The organism is Mesorhizobium sp. P2_E7 (assembly GCF_056403855.1).
In genome coordinates, this window is sequence record NZ_JBFUER010000002.1 from 105,500 (window position 1) to 128,290 (window position 22,791).

Genomic DNA, 22,791 nt, shown 5'->3' on the forward strand with positions numbered 1-22,791 from the left:
TCCGGTGCCCCGTCACACAATCGTATTGGAATCCCCATGTCACCGCCATCCATTCATCTCAGGGACGTTACCGTTCGAATTCCGGTCTGGTCCGCTCCGGCAAATCGTTCTCTCAAGCAAGCCGCGCTCCGATTCACCACGGGCGGGCGTTTGCTGGCCGGCGACTCTGGTCGTTTCGAAGTCGCGGCTCTCGATGGTGTGTCGCTTGATCTCAAACCCGGCACCCGGCTGGGACTGAGCGGGCACAACGGAGCTGGCAAGACGACACTGTTGCGCGTCTTGGCAGGCATTCTCAAACCCACCAGCGGGACGGCTGTCATCAATGGGGATTCGGCCGTTCTGATAATGCCCTCCATGGGTTTGTCTGCAGAACTCACGGGCCGGGAGTTCATCCGGCTACAGAGTCTCATGACCGGTATAGCCCCCCGAGAAATCGAACGTCAGACTGACTCGATCATCGAGTTCTCGGAACTGGGCGATTTCATAGACCTGCCCGTTCGCACCTACTCGTCGGGCATGCAAACGCGGCTTTCATTCTCCGTTGTCACCGCATATCCGACCGATATCGTCATCCTCGACGAGGGGCTGGGCACCGGAGATGCGTCCTTTCAAAAGAAGGCCAAGGAGAGATTGGCGCAGTGGCTCAACAATGCTGCCATAGTGGTCCTCGCATCGCATTCCGAAACTCTCATCCGGTCCATGTGCAGTTCCGTGGTGCTGCTTGAAAAAGGTCGCATCGTGAGCGAGGAGACTTTTGGCTAATGCGTCGTCAGCCGATTGCAACACTTGCCGGCTTAGGTGTTCGATTGCGCGGGCAGCCTTGCCTGTCGCAAGAGGAACAGCATGAATTGATACGGGATAGCGCGATGAACAACGACCCGATCAAGGCGCATTGTCCGGCAAATGCGCTTCTGTCGTCGGCAGAATTCGTCGTGCATCCTCTCCTGATTGCTAAAACGAGACGAGCGTTGGCCGTATGAACAAGCGCACATCATCCGAAACCATGCATAGTGCGACGCGACGGACTGCCGTTGAAACGGCACCCAAAAAGCGTACCAGGGCCAAGCCGGCCGCCAGGCGCACCTGCATCATGGTTCTCGGCATGCACCGTTCGGGAACCAGTGCGCTGACCAGGGCGATCAGTCTGCTTGGTGCGGCGCTGCCGAAGAATATGTTGCCGCCGGATCCGGACAATGAGAAGGGTTTTTGGGAGTCGGCCCCATTGATGGCACTCCATGAAAACATGCTGGCGGAAGGTGGAAGTCGCTGGGACGATTGGCGGTCGTTTGATCCGAACAATATCGCGACCGCACGCCTGCAATTCTATCATGCCGAGATCGCTAGATTGATCGATGAGGAATATGGCAGCGCGCCGCTTTTTGTCCTCAAGGAACCGCGCATTTCGCGCTTCGTGCCGCTCTATGCGGAAATTCTTGAGCGAATGCACATCGACGTTCGTTACGTTCTGATCGAGCGCAATCCGTTGGCCGTGATTGGATCACTGGCCAAGCGGAACGGAATGACGACGGGTTTCAGCTCCCTTCTCTGGCTGCGCCACGAATTGGAGGCCGAACACGCGACCCGAGGTCGACCACGCGTCTTCTTATCCTACGAGGGCATGCTTGACGATTGGCGAAAAGGGATCGAACGGATCACGAGTGCCCTTAAGATTGACTGGCCGCTGCCAGATTTGGAGTGGCATGCGATGCTCTCGAGCCACTTCTCGGAAGATCATCAGCACCATGCCGCGAGTGACAGTACGCTCTTCGCGGACGAGCGTATTGCCGGCTGGGTGAAAGATGCCTACGCGGCACTCAAGTCTCTGCAGGAAAACGCCAATGACGCAGAGGTCATGGCGGTTCTCGATCGCGTCAAGGCCGAGTTCGACGCTGTTTCGCCGGTCTTTGGTGAAGCCATTTTTCCGGAGTTTCGAGCTCGGGAGCACATTTTTTCCGAAGCGAGAGAGAACTTGCAGCGCGTCGCTGAGGAGAAAACGGTCAGGGCGAGCCAGCTAGAAAGTAAGGTTCAGCTGCAAGATACAGAAATAGCGAGCTACCATCTTAGTCTTGAAGAAGAGCGTGCCAATACAGAAAAAGTTATAAGCAGCTATAAAATTATCAGCAGCCATATTGACGAAAAAAAGAAAATTAATTCCCAATTATCGACTGCTGTCGAAAACACTACGAGATTGTCGGAGATGTTGGAGAAGGCCAGATTAGAGCGGAAACCCGCGCGCACAGCCTTGGTCCGACGATTGAATGCTATCGGACTTGTTCAACGCCTTCGGCAGGCCCGTGTCCACAGAGGTAGTTGGCTAGAAGTGGCAAAAGCCATCTATGGCCGCGTTGCCTTGCAAGGGGTGAGGCAAACGACGCTCGACGCGGTTTCCCTTCTTCGGGTTCCGGATGCGCGCATCGCGGAAAACCTGTTCCGGGAGAAGGAAGAGGTGTCAGCTCGCCTTGCCTTGTCCACATTTTCTGCGTCCAGTTTTTTCGGTCCGACCATATCCGTGCTGATGCCGGTCTATAAGCCGCCGCTCCATTTTCTTGAGCGGGCGATCCTGTCTGTGATCGCTCAAGAATACCAAAATTGGGAACTCGTGATTGTCGATGACTATTCGCAGAGCGATGAAATCTCGACCCTTCTGGAGAGGTATGCCTCTCTCGACAAGCGGGTGAAAATCAGCAGTCTTTTGAAGAATGGGGGAATATCCAGGGCCACCAATCATGCCCTGAACCAATCGTCTGGCGGGTACATCGCCCTTCTGGACCATGACGATATCCTTACGAAGGATGCGCTTCTTCGAATTGCCGAGGTCGTGGTTGAGGATCCCCTGGTTGATTTTGTCTATTCGGATGAATGCAAGGTCGATGCGAATGACTACCCCGTAGAAATCTTCAGCAAGCCGGATTGGAGCCCTCATCTCCTGTTCAACTGCATGTATACCGCGCATTTGACCGCATATCGAAAGAGCCTTGTCGACCAGATTGGCGGGTTTCGCAGCGAGTATGATTTTTCGCAGGATTATGATCTGGCGTTAAGGGCTTCAGAGTGCTGCAAGAGAGTCGTGCATATCGAGCATGTGCTCTACGGCTGGCGAATGACTGAGGGATCTGCATCCGTAGGCGGCAAGGATTATGCTCGAATCTCAAACATCAACGCGCTCGAAGATGCGATTCAGCGCCGAAATTACGGCGGTCAGGCGCTGGCAACGCCTTATGCCAACAGAGTCTATCGAGCTCCGGATCTTGTCTCTGAAAATCTTGTGTCGATCGTCGTCCCCTCTGACAATATAGAAAATATCAAATCGTCTATTGCGACGATACTGGACAACACGGAATACGATCTTTTTGAGATCATCGTGGTGACAAATAGCCGGATAGCAAAAGATCTTACGGGGATTTCGAAAAAGGTTAAGTTTTCGGTCTACGACAAGAAATTCAATTTTTCTGACAAGTGTAACCAGGGTGCCCGTGAATCGACTGGGAATTACATTGTGTTCTTTAACGATGACGTTCGGGTTATTTCAAAGGACTGGGTTTCGAGTCTTTTGGAAATTGCAACGCTTGAAAACGTCGGTATTGTTGGGCCGAAGCTACTTTATGAGAACAACTTGATTCAGCATGCGGGGATGGTTACCGGCGTTCGGGGGTTGGTGGGAACTGCGTTTCATTGTCTCCCCGACATGACAACCAATTGCTACAACTTCGCCCAGTCCGTTCGCGATGTGTCGCTAATTTGCGGCGCGTGTCTGATGATAGATCGTGCGGTATTTACAAAAGTTGGCGGCTTCGATGCTGAGAATTTTCCGATTTCCCACTCTGACGTCGACATCTGCCTTAGGGTGAGAGAAAGCGGATATGATTGCGTTTATACACCATATCCGCGCCTGTATCACATAGGGCATGTTTCTATTGGAAAGCTTGAAGATAAAGAAAAAGCACTCAAAAAATATCAGAAAGATAAATCCGATATAAATCTTCTAAGGAGATGGCCTAACGCTATTAGCCGAGACCCGTTCTATACAAAGAAGATGAAGGAGCTGTTGTATCAGGACTCTCAGGAGGAGTTTCAGGTATACCCCGGTCGCGGTGTCGTTGACTCTCCGGAATGTCAGTATGTGAGAGGCCACGATATAATGATTGTCTCTCATGAAATGACCGAGAGCGGTGCGCCGCGTGTTGTTCTCGATCTGGCCAAGGCGCTTTCAGCCGCGGGCAACTTTGTGGTTGTGGTGACGCCAGAGGACGGGCCGATGCGAAAGCATATAAATGAACTGGGTATAACGGTCGTCGTCGACGAGCTTGTCCTCACTCGGCATGAAACAGTTCTTAAGTTCGGCAGAAATTTTGACACGGTGATCGTGAACACCGTGCTTGGATGGCCGGTTGTGTCTCAACTCTCCGAGTTGGTCCCAACTTTCTGGTACATTCACGAAAGCGAGTTCGCGAAGGATCTTTTCTCATCGAATTCCGATGCTAGGGATGCACTTGGGAAAGCTGCGGAAGTCTGGGTCGGAAGCAAGATCGCTGGCCGTGCGGTCCAACCGTTTTCTCAGGACTATCGTGTCGTTCCGTATGGGGCCTCAGCCGTAGGTTTTGCCTCCGAGCCTTCCGGGCAGAGTATAAGTGACGCCGAGAACATCGTCATTTCGGTCTTGGGCTCATACGAGCCGCGCAAGGGTCAGGACCTGGCCATCTTGGCGTTGGACGCGTTGGAGAAGAGCGTCCGGCGCACATGTGAATTGCGATTGGCGGGGCGAGTCCACGATGCGGGGTATCATGCCCAGATCAGCCAGATGGCGGACATCAGAATCGGTGTTTCGATGGCGGGAGCTCTCGATCATACGGAATATGAACGCGCGCTGCATGAAACCGATATACTTCTCGTTTCTTCACGCGACGATACCCTACCCCTGGTTTCGATCGATGCGCTGAGGTGCGGAAAGATCTTGGTATGTTCTCCTGCTGTTGGGACTTCGGAATTCATTGTTGACGGTATCTCCGGTTACATAGCGGAAGATCCCAGCCCAACCAGTCTTGCAGCTGCCCTTAGGCGAGCAATCGGCGACCGCGCAAAATGGCGCGAGGTAGGTGACGCCGCCAAAGCAGTTTTTGTAGCCAATTTTTCGCCTGAGGCATTCGCCAGCGAGATATCGCAGCGCCTGGCATCGAAGATGGGCGGAGATATGGATCGTGCGGCATGAGCTGCGCTGACAGAACGATGCGCGGAGCGATCATTCTGCCGATCAGGTGCTATTTGGCTGAGTGCGGGTCTGGCATCGCATCTCGCCGGAGACTGACAGTTGCTCGTGCTGGGGGAGACGAAGGTATCCGGCTGCATACAAGCCTCCCAAGGGGGCGCTGATGATCGGCATTTTCGGAGCATCTGGTTTTATCGGACGAAATCTTGTTGACTATTTTGATCAAAGGAAAGTGCAGTTCCGAGGCTTTGTTCGGCGACAAGGCGCTGTTCAATCAAGAAATATGACCGTTATCGATTTCGACGATCCTGACACCTATCGGCATCATCTCGAAGGGCTAAGCGCGGTCGTATTGCTGGTTAGCGCTTCTGTACCTGCCACATTTGCAAATGACCTTGCTTCCGAGGTGAATCGGAATGTCGTTCCGCATGTTAAATTCCTGCAAAGTATCCGCGGAACCTCAATTCGGCACGTGGTTTATCTGTCATCTGGCGGAACGATCTATGGGGTCCCGCAGCAGCCGAGCATCACTGAAACACATCCAACCCGTCCTATAAGCACCTACGGATGCGGCAAGCTGATGATCGAGAGCGCCTTAAGGACGCTGTCGACAGGTGGAGAATGGAGCTATTCGATTCTTCGCGCCTCGAACCCCATTGGCAAATACCAATCGCCCGAAAAAGGCCAGGGCCTTGTGGCGACCGCTGTCCGCGCAGCCTTTCTGGGTGTTCCGATTGACATATGGGGCAACGGTGACGCGTTGCGCGACTACATCGACGTCCGGGATCTTTGCAGCGCCATCGATACTGTGCTGAGGCCGCAAGGGCGGCAAGAAGCAATATACAACGTCGGCTTGGGAAAATCGTTTAGCGTAAATGAGATGGTCGATCTTTGCTCCTACGCATGCGGGCGGCCAATTCGCCGAAACTACATCCGTGAGAAATCGTTCCTTGTAAAGGACGTAGAGTTGAATTGTGACGCCATCAGGCGCGATACTGGTTGGAGAGCTGCTTTCGATGTATCCGAGGCAATAGAAAATTTCGTAATGGATTACAAGAAGACGACTCAGGTTGCCTCTTGAGTTCTATTTATATTAATCTTCTTGGCAGCCCAATGGCCCGGTGCGGACAGACAGCCATGACAAAGAAGTAGCCTTGGCATGAGAAATGAGACGGACCAACCGCGGCTGGGCTTCATGGTCGGCGGCGTGCAGAAGGCTGGCACCACCAGTCTGTTCGGCTATCTCATTCAGCATCCGCAGATGGCGACGCCGTCAGTCAAGGAGGCGCACTTCTTTGATGATGAGGCCCAGAACTGGTCCGAGCCGGACTATTCGAGGTTGGAGAGCCTTTTCACCGAAGATATCAGGATCCGCATTGGATTTGACGTAACGCCAATCTACCTGTTCTGGCCACACTCGTTGGAGAGGATAAAGCGATATAATCCCGGAATAAAACTCATCTTCATCTTTCGCGATCCGATTGAGCGAGCGTGGTCGCAATGGCGCATGGAGACAGACAGGCAGGCGGAGCATCTGCCTTTTCACCTGGCGATCCGACAAGGCCGCTGGCGGCTCAAGGGGTTGGATCCGACCGATCCGGCGTGGCGTGTGTATAGCTATGTCGAACGGGGCTTTTACGCACGCCAGCTGCGCCGGCTGTTTGCCTTGTTCCCAAGGGAGAATGTTCTGCTCCTGCGTTCACTGGATCTGCTGAGGGATCATCAAGCTACGCTGGAGTCGGTTGCCCGTTTCCTCGCCATCCAACCGTTTCCTGCCCTTGCCGCGCGAACCGACCATCTTGGCAGACGATGCGAGGACGAGCTCCGGCCGGAGGATGTGACCTATTTGCGCGAGATTTTCTACGATGACACCGCCGAATTCTCCAGACTTTCAGGGCTGTCGGTTTCCGATTGGCCGACTATGGATCAGAGCATGACGGTGGAAAGCCGATGAAGCGGCCAAATATTCTCTTCATCGTGGCTGATGATCTCAATTCCTGGATTGCGCCACTGGGCCGCCATCCGGACGTCAAGACGCCTGCAATCGACCGGCTCGCATCGCGTGGAACGACGTTCCTGCGCGCCTACTGCACGGCACCTTATTGCAATGCCAGCCGGATGTCCGTGTTCACCGGATGTCTGCCGACGACAACCGGCGTCTACCAGAACGAGCCATTCTGGGAGGCGCCGCTGCGCAGGGTCACGCTGCTCGAGCGCCTGCGCGCGGCCGGGTATTTCTGCATGGGTGCGGGCAAAGTCTTCCATGGCAGTTTCGATTACGCCGATGCGGGGCGCAACAGGACACTGTCGGCAAAATGGAGCGACATCGAGAACCGCCCGGCCCTGTGGGACGAATTCCATACGACCGCCGCCGAGCCGATGCCGCTGCATCGGCCGCTCAACCGCATGTTTGATTTTGATGATTTCCAGAATGTGGCGTCGACGAATCATCACTTCGACTGGGGCGCCATCGAGCCAGCCCGTGAGCCGGAGATGCCCGATTTCAAGACCGCAGACGCAGTTTGCGCCTTCCTCGAAAAACCGCACGAGCAGCCGTTCTTTTGCGCGACGGGTTTCTACAAGCCGCATTTGCCCTGGTACGTTCCGCAGCGGTTCCTCGATCTTTATCCTCTCGATAAGGTCAGCCTGCCCTTTGTCAAAAATGACGACCTCGACGACGTTCCCGCCATCGCAAAGGCCTGGGCTCTCTCGCCGCCTGACCACGAAACCGTCCTGAAGCACGGCCAATGGCGCAACGCCGTCCAGGGCTATCTCGGCGCCATCTCCTACTGCGACAGCCAGATCGGACGCGTGCTTGCCGCCCTGGATGCTTCGCCCGCAGCCGACAATACAATCGTGGTTCTTTGGGGAGACAACGGGTTCCACCTTGGCGAAAAGCTGCATTGGCGAAAATTCGTGCTGTGGGAGGAAGCAACGCGGGTGCCCTTCATTCTGTTGCCGCCACGGGGTATGGCGACGTTGCCTCGTGTCGAACAGCCGGTCAGCCTGGTCGACCTGTTTCCCACGCTTCTTGATCTATGCGGGCTCGAGCCGCCGGCGGACATAGACGGCCGTTCACTTATGCCTTTGGCGCAGGGCGGCGAGATGCAAGACCATTGTGCGATCATGACATGGTTGCGCGGCAATCATTCCGTCCGGTCGAGCCGCTGGCGCTACACGCGCTACTCCGATTTGTCGGAAGAACTCTATGATTTGAGCGCCGACCCCTATGAGTGGAACAATCTGATCGGTGACGTGCGCTTTGAGAAAATGCGTCTGGATCTTGGCGCCCGCCTCCCGTCCGACCATCGCGATTGACTGTCAGCTAAGGGCATTCCAAAAAAATATCTGGCGATGACCTCAACTCCACGCTATGCGATACAAAAGCGGCGGGGCTGGGGATTGGCACTCTAAACAGGTGATCGGTGACGGGTTTCCGTCGCTCTCGCATCACGTTAGTGTCCATATCCTTGCGCCTGGAGTTCAGTACTACCCAATGACATCCTATGTAGAAGTCGTGTCCGGACTTCGGCCGAAGATGCGGCGCGCCATTATAATGATCCAGGACATTGTCATGGTCCTGGTGGCGGTGGCGCTGAGTCTCGGGCTTTCGCAGTCGAGACTTTCATTCGACGCGCTCTCCTGGCCGGGCCTGGCGTGCTGGGCGAGCATCGTTTTTCTCAGCCATCTCCTGTTTCGCTATTGCGGCCTCTACAACACGGTGTGGCGCTTTGCCTCCACGCCGGACTTCTTCAACATTCTGAAGAGCTGCGCGATCCTGACGGTCACGCTCTACGTCGTCTCGCTGGTGGTTCGATGGTTTCAGCCGGTGACGGGTCTCAACGAGCGCCAGTTCATCGTCTTTTTCCTCGTCTCCTTCACCATCATTTCGGCGCCGCGGCTCTACTACCGGTTTCTGCGCGATGGGGCGAGCTGGCGAATCCTGAGCCGCAACGCGAGCAATGTGGCGATCAAGCAGGCGTTGTTCGTTGGCAGGCTCGGCGAAGCAGACGTCATCATCCGGTTCACGCGCACGGCAGAGCCGGCCGAATATTCCATCGCCGGCATCATGGCCATCGAGAATGGCGCGCCGCTGGGCACGCAGATCCAGGGCGTCCCGGTTGTGGCCGTGCGGCCCCGCCTCGTGGAGGTCCTCGAAGAATATGTAAGGGGCACCAAAAGCCTCGACATGCTGATTTTCGGCAATGGCACCGAACGCGAGATCGAGGAATATTCGGAGCTGGTCCGTGTCGCCCGTCACAGCGGCATCGCCGTCGTCCAGTTCTCCGGCGTCTCGGAGCTCGGGCAGGGCGGAAAGCTGGTTCTCGACGCTGTCGAGATGGAAACCATCCTGCGCCGCTCCACGGTTCCGTCGGACGTTGAGCGCATTGGCGGCTTCGTCAGCGGCAAGCGCGTCCTGGTGACCGGCGGCGCCGGCTCCATCGGTCGCATCCTGGTCAAGCGGTCGCTGGAACTCGGCGCCGAGGCGGTTCTGGTTGCCGACATCTCGGAGTTCGGGATTTTCCAGCTCGACCAGCAGGTCGACGAAAAGGATCATGCCCGGCTCAAGAGCCGCATCGTCGATGTCACCGACCGGCGCCAGATCACCCGCGTCGTCAGCGATTTCAAGCCCGACATCATTTTCCACGCTGCCGCGCTCAAACATGTGCCGCTGCTTGAGGAAAACTGGGAATCGGCGATCCAGACCAACATTTTGGGCACTCTCGTCTGCGCAGAGGTTGCCGCCAAATGCGGGGTGCCGCAGTTTCTGCTGATTTCCAGCGACAAGGCAGTCGATCCGACCTCGGTGCTCGGCATGACAAAACGCGCCGCCGAGCAGATCGTCTCTTCGCTGCACGAAACGCACACCACCGAACCCAATGGCCGTCGCTCCGGCACCAAGTTCATTGCCGTGCGGTTCGGCAATGTCTTCGGCTCCAACGGTTCGGTCGCCACCATCTTCCAGGCGCAGATCGAGGCCGGCGGTCCGGTCACCATCACTGATCGCCGCATGACCCGCTACTTCATGACGGTGGCCGAAGCCGTCGACCTCGTCATCATGTCGGCGGCCGATGCCGAGCGGCGCCAGGGCAAGGACGATTACGCCATCTACATGCTCGACATGGGCAAGCCGGTGCCGATCCTCGAAGTCGCCGAAACCATGATCCGCATGGCCGGCAAGAGCCCCTACACCGACATTCCGATCCGTTTCACCGGGATCAGGCCAGGCGAGAAGCTTCACGAGGTGCTGCATGGCGGCAATGAAGAGATTGTCGCGCTCGATATCCCCAAGATCTTTGGTCTGCGAACCGATGTCGTGGGATGGCCCAAGGTCCAGGCCGCGCTGACATCGCTGCAGGCGGCCATGCGCGATCAGGACAAGGCCGCAGCACTCGCCGTCATGGCCGGGCTTCATCAGGCGGAAAAGCCGCCAGGTGACGCACGCCGGGAAACCGTTGCGAAAACAGTCGGACAAGCGGGTTAGAGCAATTCCAGAACAAGTGTGAAGCGGTTTTCCCGTCCGGGATTGCGTCAATACAAAGAGCCTGTCCTGATCGATCGGAATTGGCTATTGAAACCAATCCGATGGCCGTTCCCAGGCGCTTGCAGATGATTCTGAACCAGTGACCAGACAAGATCAGCGCGTGGCCGTGCTGCTGGGCACAAAAGATGGCGCGGCTTTCCTTGACGAGCAGCTCGCCTCGCTGCTTGCGCAATCGCATCCTCTTGTCGACGTCTGGGTCTCCGACGACGGTTCGACCGATGGCACTTCTGCCATCATCGGCGCCTGGCAGAGCCGTTGGTCTAAGGGGCTGCTGACCCTGTCGAACGGTCCTCGCCAGGGCTTTGCCGCCAACTTCCGCTCGATGATCGTCGATCCGCGCATCGATGCCGATTACTACGCCTTCTGCGACCAGGACGATATCTGGGAGCCGGACAGGCTGGAGAGCGCTATTGCCTGGATGCAGGGGCACGATGCCGAAACACCACTGCTGTTTTGCTCGAGGACCGCGACCATGTCCGAAACCGGAGCAGCGCAAGGGCATTCGCCGCTGTTCCTGAAGCCGCCGTCGTTTCGCAATGCGCTTGTGCAGAGCATTGCCGGCGGCAACACCATGATGATCAACCGCACGGCGCGAAAGTTGCTGGCAAAGGCATCGGCAAGGACCGAGTTCGTCAGCCATGACTGGTGGACCTATCTGATCGTCACCGCCGCCGGCGGCACTGTCCGCTATGACCCGCGACCGCTGGTGCGCTACCGCCAGCATGAGGCAAACCTGGTCGGCGCCAACGTTTCGTGGAAGGCGCGGCTGTCGCGGCTGGGACGCCTGTTCAAGGGCGAGTTCGCCGTCTGGACCGATCACAATCTGAGCGGTCTGGCGGTCAATCGCGACATTCTCACCAAGGATGCCGCCGCCTGCCTCGGCCTGTTCATCAGGGCGCGCAAGGGCGGTGTCCTGCGACGACTGCGTCTTCTCAGAAAAAGCGGCGTCTACCGGCAGACGCTGACGGGTACGCTTGGGCTCTATCTGGCCTTCATCTGGCGGCGGATCTAGATTGGTTATGACGGGACCCAAGCGAGCTTTCGACCTCGTCGTGGCGGCGGTTCTGTTGCCGCTAACCTCGCCCGTCATCCTGCTTGCCATGCTGGCAATCAGGCTGTCTTCGCCTGGACCCGCATTGTTTTCGCAAACCCGGGTCGGACAGAATGGCGCGCTGTTTGCCTGCCACAAGCTGCGGACGATGGTTGTGGGAACGCCGTCTCTACCCTCGCATCAGGCGCCGGCAAACGCCGTCACTCCCGCCGGCGCGGTGCTGCGAAAATTCAAGATCGACGAACTGCCGCAGCTGTGGAATGTGCTGAAGGGCGAGATGAGCCTGGTCGGCCCGCGTCCATGCCTGCCCACGCAAACCGAGCTGGTCGAACGCCGCAGGCAATTGGGCGTGCTTGCGGCCCTGCCGGGCATTACCGGGCTTGCGCAGATGAAAGGCATCGACATGTCGGACCCGAAACGCTGCGCCGAAACCGATGCCGAATATCTGAAGACAGCCTCGATCGGCCTCGATATCCGTATTCTTGTGGGTACGATTTTCTAACCAGAGCATGATCCCGAAAAGTGGCCCCGGTTTTCGGACGAGATCATGCTCAAATAGACAGTTGAGCAGCGCCGGACTTGTAGCGGCGCGCGAGCTCGGTCAGTTGTTCGAGTGTGTCGGTCCGCGGCGCCCAGCCTTCGGATACCAGCAGCGACGGATCGCATATCTGCGTCGCTGTCATCGCTTCCCATGCCTTGGCCTTGCCAATCAAGGTCAATACGATCCGCATCAGACCTGTGGGCACTTTGGACAGTTTCAACGAGTAGCCATAACCGTCCCGGAAAGCCCTGATGATGGAAGAGACCGGCAGCGGCGGCAGGTCGCAGGCGACGTAGACGGGGCGAAGCGGCTGCGGACGGCTGAGTAGATACACCGCCGTGTGTGCTGCTGCCTCGCATGACATCAGCGATCGTACGCCGCTGAAGACGGCCGCCGGCAGCGCCAAGCTTACAGGCATGCCGCCCCAGCGCATCAGATTCGCCAGATTTCCCTTCATGCCTTCGCCATAGATCGGCGGCAGGCGCAGCGCCGTGGCATCGGCGGGTCTGGACGCATAGGCTTCCAGCATCCTGATCTCGCCTTCGCGTTTCGAGCGGCCGTAAGCGCATTGCGGAGCAGGGGGCGTCGCCTCGCTGATCGTCCCGCTGAAGCCGGGACCGGCTACCGCCCGGATCGATGACAGATAGATGAAGCGCCCGCTTGCCCGCCAGGCGGCCGCGCGCGCCAGCTGGGCGGTCAGCGTCGCATTGGCGGCGAGAAAATCGGCCTCGCTCGCCTTGCGGTCATTGTTGAGAGCCGCGCAGTGGACGACATGGGTGATATCTCGCATCAGCGCCTGGAATGCCTGGGCCGGCGCGTCGAAGTCCGGCAGCAGCACGGCATCGCTCGCGGCATCGAGCTGTTCTGGGTGACGCGATGCCATGCGCACCTCGAACCCGGCTTCGCCAAGCTGGTTAACGACCTGCCTGCCGATGAAACCCGTCGCGCCTGTGACCAGCACTTTCACGGCTGGCTTGCCTGCGGAGTCAAGGCTGGTTCCGGCAACGCCTGTTGCCGGCCCGAAGCAAGGTAGGTCCCGGACACCAGGAACACCATCAGTGTCGAATCGAGGATGTCGTGGCCGACCAGGATGCCGGTCAGGCCGCCGATGAGATAGGTCATCACGGTAACGACAATCATCGTGGCGCCGAACCGCTCGATCGTATCGGTGCTGGTGCGCAGCACGATGGCGGCGTTTCTCGCGGCAACGACGAAAACAGCCGCGAGCGTAATGGCGCCAAGCAGCCCTGCCTGCACCAATGCGGTCAGGAAGCCATTGTGGAAATGGCTGAAGCCCACGGACGGCATGTTGAACTGATTGTGGAACCCATCCTTCATCAGCTCGCGGCTTGCAGCAATGCCGTGACCGAAAATCGGCATGTCGTGGAAGGCGCCGAGGCCAATCTGCCAAAGTGCTGCGCGCAACCCGAGCGCGGTGGTGTGGTCACCCTTCGTGGCGAGCGCATCCCAGTCGCTGAACAGGAAGGCCGCGCGCTCGGAAATGATGGGGAGGCCGACGACAGCGATGACGATGCCGGTCGCGCCCGCAATCAGCAAAAGGCGAATGGCATTTCTGTTGTTGAGCTTGCGACGGTTGATCAGCAGGACGGCGATGCCGGCCACCAGCATCGCCAGCCAGATGATCCGCGACCCCGAATAGAGAATGGCGACTGCACCGGCCAGTGTCGCGAAGGCCAGCAGAGCCCTGTTCTTTTCGATGTTAGACAAGGCGCCCGCCAGGCACATCATCACACTCAGGCAAGCGACCGTTGCAAATACGATCGCATTGCCGGCGCCGCCTTCGGCCCGTATGCCCAGCCAGTAATACTGCACGATCGCCAGCAGCAGGGCGCCAAAGCAGGCGGCGGCGCTGGCCAGCACGACGATGCGCGCCAGCGCGGCTTTCTGGGTGATGCTCCAGGTCGCGTATGAGACGGGGAAAAACAGGAAGGTGATCAGTCCCAGCAGATTCGGCGCATCCCTGGCGATCGAATTGTTGACGATGGAGGCGAGCACGCAAGCTGCGCAATAGGCATAGATGGCGACCGTCATGGCGATCATCGGCCGGTCGATGTTGAAGCGCCGTCTTTTCAGCGCAAGCAGAACCACCGACCACAGGCCGCCGCCATTGAACACAAAGCTGACAGCCGACCCCAGCACCGGCGGGCAAAAGAAGCAGATAATGGAGAAGGTGATGTTGATCCGTGACGGCGAGAGGTGCTGCTTGATGGTGGAAGTCGGGGTCAATGCTCTGGTTCACAATGCGCTGGGGTCGCTTGGCGACGGAGGGTGTTTTGGCTGCGGCTTTTGCAGCATCCCGGCGGGTGCGGGTTCAGGAGCCGGTATAGCGGCTGGGTTCGGTTTTCGATAGTGCGGCGAGGATCTTGAATCGTTGGCGTGGCCGCATCGCATGGCGGAAGCATCCACCGGCCCCGACGGTTTTTCCAGGGTTCCGGCAAGATTTTTCCCGGCCTTTCAGGGCGATCAATCTGCCGGGCAGGAATTTCCGAATTTCGGGCTTTTCATGGAAAATTCGTTCCCGATCGGCCTGGCCGCCGGCCTTTCCAGCGTTGTTATATCAGGTGGCGATCTGCTAGAACGCCGGCACGAACCGATAGTGTCCAGCAGTGAAGCTTGAACCGGGCGGCTGAAAAAGACGCCCGATCCATCTGATGCAAGGTCTGGATGGCACGAGAGAACGCTCACAGTCCATGAACATCGCCCTTACGCATTTGCAGCGGCTCGAGGCCGAATCCATCCACATCTTCCGTGAGGTTGCTGCCTCCTTCTCCAAACCGGTGATGCTCTATTCCGTCGGCAAGGATTCCTCCGTGCTGATGCATCTGGCGATGAAGGCTTTTTATCCGGCCAAGCCGCCTTTCCCTTTCCTGCATGTCGACACCACCTGGAAGTTCCGCGAGATGATCGCCTTTCGCGATCAGATGGCGCAGAAGCTCGGCTTCGACCTTTTGGTCCATGTCAATGAAGACGGCGTGCGCGACGGCATCAACCCCTTCGACCATGGCTCGAACACCCACACCCATGTCATGAAGACCGTGGCGCTGCGCCAGGCGCTCGACAAATACGGTTTCGACGCCGCCTTCGGTGGAGCGCGGCGCGACGAGGAGAAATCGCGCGCCAAGGAGCGCATCTTTTCCTTCCGCAACGCCCAGCATGTCTGGGACCCGAAGAACCAGCGGCCGGAAATGTGGAAGATCTTCAACACCCGCATTGCGCCGGGTGAATCGATCCGCGTGTTTCCGCTGTCGAACTGGACCGAGCTCGACATCTGGCAGTACATTCTGCAGGAGAACATTCCGATCGTGCCGCTCTATTTCGCCAAGGAGCGGCCGGTGGTCGAACGCGACGGCATGCTGATCCTCAAGGACGATGACCGCATGCAATTACGCCCCGGCGAGACGGTGGAGAACCGCTTGGTGCGCTTTCGCACGCTCGGCTGCTATCCGCTGACCGGCGCCATTGAATCCGACGCCGACACGCTGGAAGCCATTGTCGGCGAGATGCTGACGGCGCGCACCTCCGAGCGCCAGGGCCGCCTCATCGACCGCGATGAAGCAGGCTCGATGGAAAAGAAGAAGCGCGAGGGGTATTTCTGAGCATGCGCCACATCCTGGCCAAGAGCCTCGCCCCCACCGACGGCATCCGCGAATACATGGCGGCGCAGGAGAAGAAGTCGCTGCTGCGCTTCCTCACCTGCGGCTCGGTCGATGACGGCAAGTCGACGCTGATCGGCCGCCTGCTGTCCGACACCAAGCAGATCTTTGAGGATCAGCTTGCCGCGCTCGAACGCGATTCGCGCAAGCACGGCACCACCGGCGACGATATCGACTTCGCGCTTCTGGTCGACGGCCTCGAGGCCGAGCGCGAGCAGGGCATCACCATCGACGTCGCCTATCGCTTCTTTGCCACGCCCAAGCGCAAGTTCATCGTCGCCGACACGCCCGGCCATGAGCAGTACACCCGCAACATGGCGACCGGCGCCTCGACCGCCGATCTCGCTATCGTGCTCATCGATGCGCGCCAGGGCGTGCTGCGCCAGACCCGGCGCCACTCGATCATCGCCTCGCTGCTCGGCATTCGCCACATCGTGCTTGCCGTCAACAAGATCGATCTCGTCGATTTCGACCAGGCGGTGTTCGATCGCATCGTCGAGGATTACCGGCAGTTCTCGCACGAGCTCGGCTTCCAGACGATCGTGCCGATCCCGATGTCGGCCCGCTATGGCGACAATGTCACCAGCCGCTCCGACAAGACGGCGTGGTATTCCGGCCCGTCGCTTATCGAGCATCTCGAAACCGTATCGGTCGACGAGGCCGCGGTCGAATTGCCGTTCCGGTTTCCGGTGCAGTATGTCAACCGGCCCAATCTCGACTTCCGCGGCTTTGCCGGCACCATCGCGTCCGGCCAGGTTGCGCAGGGCGATGAGGTTGTCGTCGCGAAATCCGGCAAGGCCTCGCGGGTCAAGCGCATCGTCGCGCATGGCGGCGATCTCGCCCAGGCCGTCGCCGGCCAGGCCATCACCCTTGTGCTTGACGACGAGGTCGAAGTCTCCAGAGGCAACATGCTGGTGTCGCCCGCAGCTAGACCGCAGGTCGCCGACCAGTTCGCCGCCAACATCGTCTGGTTCGACGAGGCAGCGCTGCTGCCGGGCCGTTCCTACATCCTGCGCACCGAGACCGACCAGACCAGCGCAACCGTCACCGACCTGAAATACCGCGTCAACGTCAACAACTTTGCCCGCGAAGCAGCCAAGTCGCTCGACATGAACGAAGTCGGCATCTGCAACATCTCGACCCGAGCGCCGATCGCCTTCGACACCTTCGCCGACAACCGCACCACCGGCGCCTTCATCCTGATCGACCGCATCACCAACGCCACGGTTGGCGCCGGCATGATCCTGCACACGCTGCGCCGCGCCGAAAACATCCACTGGCAGTCGCTCGATGTCGGCAAACGCGTGCGCGCCGACATGAAGAACCAGCGGCCCGCCATATTCTGGTTGACCGGACTGTCGGGCTCCGGCAAGTCGACCATCGCCAACCTGTTCGAAAAGAAGCTGTTCGCCTCGGGACGCCACACCTACATTCTCGACGGCGACAATGTCCGCCACGGCCTCAACCGCGATCTCGGCTTCACCGATGCCGATCGCGTCGAAAACATCCGCCGCGTCGCCGAAGTCGCCAAGCTGATGGCCGATGCCGGTCTGATCGTCATCGTCTCCTTCATCTCGCCCTTCGCCGCCGAGCGCCGCATGGCGCGCGAGTTGATGGCCGACGGCGAGTTCGTCGAAGTGTTCGTCGATACGCCGTTCGAGGAATGCGCCCGGCGCGACCCGAAGGGCCTTTACGCGCGGGCGCTGAATGGCGAGATCAAGAACTTCACCGGCGTCGATTCACCGTATGAAGCCCCGGAAAACCCGGAAATACATCTCAAGACACTCGGCAAATCGGCCGAAGAAATGGTAGACGCCCTGGAACACTGGCTGAACGAGCGCGACATTGCCGAAGACCAATATGACAGCGGCGGCGGCCTCTGAACGACAGGCTGATGCTCGAAATCTCCGAGCGGCTGGCGCTCGCGGGCCGGGCGTGAGGTGATGCGTGTATTCCACACCGGCTGTGCGGTCGACCGCGAGAGAAGCCGGATGTCATGGGCTCTTACTGATGCAATCGTTGTCGCTATTCTAGGCGACCTCAGTGCCACATTCTCTCCCTGAACCATTTGAGAAACCTGTTCTCAGCGATTACCCGGCGGACTCTAGCGGCAGCCCATTGCCCTCTTATCGTGGTCCCGACATGGCAACTGCAGACGATGTCATGCAACTCCCAGTCAGACAGTTCGAAGAAGCGCCTTGCTTCCCCATAGGTGTCATCCTTCAGGCCGACCGCACGCAGTACCGGATCCTCGAAGGCCACTGTGATTGGCGAGGCCTCACTGCGTGCTGCGTCGCGGGCTTGCCCCTTCAGATGCTCAGTGCCAGTCAGCGCGCCCAAGCATCGCTCGGGATGTTCGTCTAGCAACTTTGCCCAGCGCTCGATGCGCTGTTGCCGGGTCATGATCGGGTATGTCGACAAGGGTTCCACTTCTGCGATTGTCTGCAGTTGGCTTCGGGTTTGGTGTTTCATGGTCGGCTCCTTTTGATCGAAGTCCCCTTCTCAACAAAAATTATCGCGCCACGATGCGCTGACAAGGCCGGGTAGGCGGTTTCTCGACGGACAATGGCGATTGCCAAATTTTGACTAATACGGCGCATTGCTCCGCTGCTGCCGACGCCCGAACAGACCCACGTCCCACAGCAAAAAGGCGAGTTCTTTTCAGCGCTGGCGTCATCATCAGCGCCTTCCCCGATACTCACGGTCGAACGACTTATGCACCGTTGCGACCTGAGAACCGTTGAGCGCAAGCAAGCCCACATCGCGAAACCCGCCACCGGCGACTAGATGGGCGCTATCCGCCGCCATTTCTGATTGCTGTCAGTCGCAACAGGCACACCGGTGCCGCGCTCGCGCTTCGTTGTGCCATGTGCGATCGCATGCGCGATCAAACGACGAACACGTCGTGATAGGTCAGGGCTGCCCCGGGCTCTAGGTGGGCGATTTCCACCTGCGGGGTCGATTTCGAGCCGTCGGGATCATAGGACAGAACGCCCGTGGCCCGGTTATAGAGGAGGTAATCGTTGCTGTGGGCGGCGTGTTCTCGCAACTCGAAATACGACGAGTTCACCCGCGTCGGGCTGGACAAGGAACCGTCGCCGAGCTTGGTGAAGATGGCATTGTCGAGATAAAGCGCGTCATGTTCCGCGTTGAAGTCGGTGAGTGTGTCGACATTGCCGGGGCCATAGGCCGTATCAAAAACGAAGGTGTCCTCGCCCCTGCCACCAGTCAGCACGTCGTTGCCACCCAGGCCCCGCAGTGTATCGTTGCCAGCCAGGGCATCAAAGGTATCGGCCGCGCCAGTGCCGACAAAAGTATCGTCCCCGGTCGTTCCGTGGGTCGGCGGGGTCGGCGGTGACGGTATCGGGTCGGTCCCGTCATGGGCTGCATGCCAGGCCGTCTTGGCCTGGGCCCAATAGTCGCGGGCCGCCTGGCCTTGAAGGACCGTCCAGCCGGCGGGCGGCATTGGATAATCCGACGGCAGCGGCGTGTCAGAGAGGTTGAGGTAGTAGTTGCCGTGCGCCTCGACCGTCTTGTCCCAGGCATGCTGCAGCCGCGCCTGGCCGTTGTGGTGAACGTCTGTGATCGCCACCACGCAGTCGATAAAGTGCAGGCTGGGCACGATATCGTTAGCGCCTGTGCCATTGTCGAGTTTGAATGGCGAACCGTGGGTCATCACGCCTTTGCGAAGGTACTCGCCCATGCCCAGAAGCATGCCGTCCATGGTGACCGTGTTGTCAGACCCATCCACGTCACCGTCGCCAAGGCTTACTCCGGAAAACACGTGGTCGAACAGGGAATCCCGGATAGTGCCGCCGATCACGTCGTCGTCCTCGACCGCGTCGTCTCGTGAGTTGCCGACATAGGAATCTTCGATGAGGAAGGTGCCGGTGCCGCCGACACGGATGCCATCCCAGGGCTGGGTGATCGTCCAGTCGTCGATGGTAAAGCTGTGGGCTGAATTTATACGGACTGCGGCGGAGTTGACGTAGATGTTCTCCCAGTCGCCGGTTTGGGAGACCGTGCCGTTGATCGTGCCGCCCAAAGCCACTAGGTTGTCGCCGGGGTTGACGACCGCGAACGGATAGAGGTTGGTGGGGCTTCCCTGATTGGCGACGATCCACGAGGCGCTGGTGGCATCGATTATCGTGTCGGCGGGCAGACCGGATACTTTATATTGGCGGTAGCCATAGTCGCCGCTCAAGACAATGGTGTTCGTATTGGCCATGCTTGGCCACCTTTCACACCCCTCGCCCTTTTTCCCCACCTGCCTGAAGCCAGAAAGGCCTGCACACATCAGAGCCCCGTCGGCGATATCGTGCAAATCACAAAATATGACAAATATCGGACACCCTCGTCCGATTACAGCGCCCGCGGGATAAGTGCGTTGATCCCGCTAGAGAGCTACCACGACCAGTAGGCGAACCATCTCATAGACGAGCGCAAGCGCCCGCGCAAAGGCGCGGTCCATGGGGTTCCTTCGATGGGCTGTGGTCGGCGCCAGGAGGAATCAGATTGATGCTGACGACCATCACCTCAGGTTCGACCGACAAGGAGTGGGCGGTGGTAATCGTTGCGCCCGTCCGCTCGTCGCCAATACCTGCGGTGACCACGGAGACGGCTCCGGCCAGATGTCGCATCGCGAATTTCAGCGGGATCCGGGCTTCATCCAGGAGAATGCGTTCGGTCAGTGTCATCTGGATATAGCCTCATCGTGTTTGCAGTGTCACGACGCCTTGCGACGCAACACCGTCTGGTCTCCCAACCATTGGTGAATTTCGGCAGCGATGCCCTCGGCATGCGCGGTGACCTCGGGAATTCCCATCAGCTCGCCGACGCTGCCGCGCGCCAGTGGCGCGCTGATGAAAATAGTGTCGGCCGCGTGACCTGACGCGCCGACCGCGCGGCCCTGTCTGTCGGTCTCCAGACCGAGGCCGGTTGGGTCAAGACGAACCAGGCCCAGATGTCCAAGGGTGGCAATCGCCGTGTTGGTGCGAAGAATATCGGCATGCGCCGGCCCGGTCGTCACGATCACGCTGTCGAACGCTTCGACGATGAGCTTGTGTTGGCGCCTTGGCCGCTGCGTGACGCGGATGCGCCCGTCGGCCTCTTCGGCCTCGACAATCGATGCGGCGCGATAAGCGAGCGTGCCCTCGGCAAGGCGGCGATCCAGCACGACTGCTACCTGTGGCACGATGCGGAATCGATGCACGTCCCATAAATTCCGCAGCGAGGGATAGCTTACCCTGCTCACCGATAATTTTCACAACCCTAAGATCGTCCCAAGACAGCCTGCTAAGAGGATCACTCATCATTCCGACCAATCGTGCGCGTATGGAGCCTCGTCCATCATCAGCTCAATCGTAGGGACTGCAACTCCATATTTTCTGTCGCAAGGGGTGGCGCTGCAATCTCGGCGTCCGAGTTGAGTTCCAAGAAATCGAGACAGTTGTGGGAACCTGGGCGAGCTATTGATCAAGCCAGCGCTGTGACCATCGGAAACGGCTCCTGCTTGGTCAGGGTCGGCAGATCGAGCCGTTCTGGTTCGATTTTCCTCGGCAAGCGTCACGCGATTTCCGACGGTGACAGCCGCAAATCCGCAAAAAAGCTATTGGGATCAATCTCTTCGCGCCGTTTTACGAGCGCGTCCAATCACCATATGGATACATATTGTGATACAAACTCTGCCACCAAAAGAACAATTTTGCAATAAATTCAAATACTTAGCGGGAAGATTGGTGGTACCGTTGGCTGGGATCGAACCAGCGACCTCCGGATCCACAATCCGGCGCTCTAACCATCTGAGCTACAACGGCACGTTCGCCTGAGCCAGATCGTGGTGAAAAATTCATTCTCCGAGATCCGCTCTGTCGTTCGGCGATGCGTCCAATACGGTCTATCAGAGTCTAATTCAAGGCCTTTGATAAGGCAAAGCCCGGTTCCTCGAATGGGCACCGCTTTTCAGCAGGCAAAAGAAAAGGCCGGCGGGAGGAGGTGCCGGCCTTTTCCTGTTACGAGCCAGCGGGAGGAGGTGCTGGCTGGTCACCCCGGGGAGCAGAGGGAGGAGGTTCCACTCGCCGGGTATTCACTGGGCAACTCTATCGCACATCTATTTGTCTGACGAAATGCGACGTTTTGATGCATCGTAGAGTTGTGCGCAATTATTAGGCGGCCTTGATGTCCTTCAGGGCCTTCTCGAAAGCGGTCTTGACCGGCTTGGAGACGTCTTCGGCAGCCTTCGAGGCAACGGCCTGGAATTCCTTGGCCTGCTCGACAGTCGACTCGACGCGCTTGCGCAGGAAGGCGGTCTGCAGCTCGACGACTTCCGACAGCGACTTGGCGCCGATCAGGGCTTCGAGATGCGAGAAGCCGGCTTCGGCATTGGCGCGCAGGGCCGCGATGGTCTTGAGCGACAGGTCGCTGGAAACGGTCTTGGCGGTCTCGAAGGTCGATTCCAGAACTTTCTGGGTCTCTTCGGCGCCGGTCTTCAGCTTGGAGTAAGCTTCCTTCGACTGCTCAACGCCCTTTTCGGCGAAAGCGCGGATCTGGTCGGTCGCCTTGGAGGCGTCGAAGCTCGGGAATTCAACGTTTTCGATGGTCTCAGCGGTCTTGGCCTTGGTCATTTTTCCATCCTTTCGGGGGTAGCGGCTTTGACAAAAAGCCGTCTCGTTCATGTATGATGGCAATATAGCGGTTTTTTTGTGCGATGCAACATGTTTGTTGCAGTGCACCATAAATTTCTTCCGCGACGTTACCCCGGGCGTTTCCCGACGTTAA

The 22,791-nt window shown here is 58.5% G+C and carries 19 protein-coding genes and 1 tRNA gene; 12 read left to right on the top strand and 8 right to left on the bottom strand.

Annotated features, from left to right (window positions below; genetic code table 11):
- The first annotated feature begins 36 nt into the window (after window positions 1-36).
- From AC1DYC_RS17645 to AC1DYC_RS17685, 9 genes are all read left to right on the top strand, one after another.
- Window positions 37-762 carry an ABC transporter ATP-binding protein gene (locus AC1DYC_RS17645; protein WP_477408526.1) on the top strand — a complete coding sequence of 242 codons (726 nt, stop codon included), beginning with the start codon at window positions 37-39 and terminating at the stop codon, window positions 760-762.
- Entirely contained in the window at window positions 762-980 is a 219-nt protein-coding gene (locus AC1DYC_RS17650) for a hypothetical protein (RefSeq protein WP_477408528.1), read from the top strand. The genes AC1DYC_RS17645 and AC1DYC_RS17650 overlap by 1 nt, the downstream gene beginning before the upstream one ends.
- Complete coding sequence (locus AC1DYC_RS17655; protein WP_477408530.1) at window positions 977-5,206, top strand: glycosyltransferase; 4,230 nt, start codon at window positions 977-979, stop codon at window positions 5,204-5,206. Before AC1DYC_RS17650 ends, AC1DYC_RS17655 begins: the two co-directional genes overlap by 4 nt.
- A gap of 160 nt (window positions 5,207-5,366) precedes the next feature.
- Entirely contained in the window at window positions 5,367-6,284 is a 918-nt protein-coding gene (locus tag AC1DYC_RS17660) for an NAD-dependent epimerase/dehydratase family protein (RefSeq protein WP_477408532.1), read from the top strand.
- 78 nt (window positions 6,285-6,362) lie between these two features.
- Window positions 6,363-7,157: a sulfotransferase domain-containing protein gene (locus AC1DYC_RS17665; protein ID WP_477408534.1), complete on the top strand. Its 795-nt coding sequence runs from the start codon at window positions 6,363-6,365 to the stop codon at window positions 7,155-7,157.
- The gene (locus tag AC1DYC_RS17670) at window positions 7,154-8,521 is read left to right on the top strand and encodes a sulfatase (RefSeq protein ID WP_477408536.1); all 1,368 of its coding nucleotides are present in this window, start codon (window positions 7,154-7,156) and stop codon (window positions 8,519-8,521) included. Before AC1DYC_RS17665 ends, AC1DYC_RS17670 begins: the two co-directional genes overlap by 4 nt.
- Window positions 8,522-8,699: 178 nt before the next feature.
- Window positions 8,700-10,688: an SDR family NAD(P)-dependent oxidoreductase gene (locus tag AC1DYC_RS17675; RefSeq protein WP_477408538.1), complete on the top strand. Its 1,989-nt coding sequence runs from the start codon at window positions 8,700-8,702 to the stop codon at window positions 10,686-10,688.
- Window positions 10,689-10,827: 139 nt separating this feature from the next.
- The gene (locus tag AC1DYC_RS17680; protein WP_477408540.1) at window positions 10,828-11,760 is read left to right on the top strand and encodes a glycosyltransferase family 2 protein; all 933 of its coding nucleotides are present in this window, start codon (window positions 10,828-10,830) and stop codon (window positions 11,758-11,760) included.
- 7 nt (window positions 11,761-11,767) lie between these two features.
- Window positions 11,768-12,301, top strand: coding sequence for a sugar transferase (locus tag AC1DYC_RS17685; protein WP_477408542.1), 534 nt, complete (start codon window positions 11,768-11,770; stop codon window positions 12,299-12,301).
- Window positions 12,302-12,350: 49 nt separating this feature from the next.
- Here the strand turns inward: AC1DYC_RS17685 and AC1DYC_RS17690 are convergent, their stop codons facing one another.
- Both AC1DYC_RS17690 and AC1DYC_RS17695 read right to left on the bottom strand, forming a co-directional pair.
- Window positions 12,351-13,307: an NAD-dependent epimerase/dehydratase family protein gene (locus AC1DYC_RS17690; RefSeq protein ID WP_477408544.1), complete on the bottom strand. Its 957-nt coding sequence runs from the start codon at window positions 13,305-13,307 to the stop codon at window positions 12,351-12,353.
- A complete protein-coding gene (locus tag AC1DYC_RS17695; RefSeq protein ID WP_477408546.1) occupies window positions 13,304-14,587 on the bottom strand; it encodes an O-antigen ligase family protein in 1,284 nt (427 codons plus the stop codon). The genes AC1DYC_RS17690 and AC1DYC_RS17695 overlap by 4 nt, the downstream gene beginning before the upstream one ends.
- Window positions 14,588-14,750: 163 nt before the next feature.
- Between AC1DYC_RS17695 and AC1DYC_RS17700 the strand changes: the two genes are divergently transcribed.
- The 3 genes from AC1DYC_RS17700 (at window position 14,751) to cysN (ending at window position 17,897) form a co-directional block, all read left to right on the top strand.
- A complete protein-coding gene (locus AC1DYC_RS17700; RefSeq protein ID WP_477408548.1) occupies window positions 14,751-14,978 on the top strand; it encodes a hypothetical protein in 228 nt (75 codons plus the stop codon).
- A 73-nt stretch (window positions 14,979-15,051) separates the two neighbouring features.
- The gene (gene cysD / locus AC1DYC_RS17705; protein WP_477408550.1) at window positions 15,052-15,957 is read left to right on the top strand and encodes a sulfate adenylyltransferase subunit CysD; all 906 of its coding nucleotides are present in this window, start codon (window positions 15,052-15,054) and stop codon (window positions 15,955-15,957) included.
- 2 nt (window positions 15,958-15,959) lie between these two features.
- Complete coding sequence (gene cysN / locus AC1DYC_RS17710) at window positions 15,960-17,897, top strand: sulfate adenylyltransferase subunit CysN (protein WP_477408552.1); 1,938 nt, start codon at window positions 15,960-15,962, stop codon at window positions 17,895-17,897.
- A 157-nt stretch (window positions 17,898-18,054) separates the two neighbouring features.
- Here the strand turns inward: cysN and AC1DYC_RS17715 are convergent, their stop codons facing one another.
- The 6 genes from AC1DYC_RS17715 to AC1DYC_RS17740 form a co-directional block, all read right to left on the bottom strand.
- Window positions 18,055-18,486, bottom strand: coding sequence for a hypothetical protein (locus tag AC1DYC_RS17715; RefSeq protein WP_477408554.1), 432 nt, complete (start codon window positions 18,484-18,486; stop codon window positions 18,055-18,057).
- A 415-nt stretch (window positions 18,487-18,901) separates the two neighbouring features.
- The gene (locus AC1DYC_RS17720; RefSeq protein ID WP_477408556.1) at window positions 18,902-20,242 is read right to left on the bottom strand and encodes a hypothetical protein; all 1,341 of its coding nucleotides are present in this window, start codon (window positions 20,240-20,242) and stop codon (window positions 18,902-18,904) included.
- A gap of 202 nt (window positions 20,243-20,444) precedes the next feature.
- Window positions 20,445-20,711: a flavin reductase gene (locus tag AC1DYC_RS17725; protein ID WP_477408558.1), complete on the bottom strand. Its 267-nt coding sequence runs from the start codon at window positions 20,709-20,711 to the stop codon at window positions 20,445-20,447.
- Between the two features lie 29 nt (window positions 20,712-20,740).
- On the bottom strand, window positions 20,741-21,190 hold the full coding sequence (locus AC1DYC_RS17730) for a hypothetical protein (RefSeq protein ID WP_477408560.1): 450 nt from the start codon (window positions 21,188-21,190) through the stop codon (window positions 20,741-20,743).
- Between the two features lie 563 nt (window positions 21,191-21,753).
- Window positions 21,754-21,830: transfer RNA gene (locus AC1DYC_RS17735), tRNA-His, on the bottom strand.
- Window positions 21,831-22,178: 348 nt separating this feature from the next.
- The gene (locus AC1DYC_RS17740; RefSeq protein WP_112561969.1) at window positions 22,179-22,637 is read right to left on the bottom strand and encodes a phasin; all 459 of its coding nucleotides are present in this window, start codon (window positions 22,635-22,637) and stop codon (window positions 22,179-22,181) included.
- Between the last annotated feature and the right edge of the window lie 154 nt (window positions 22,638-22,791).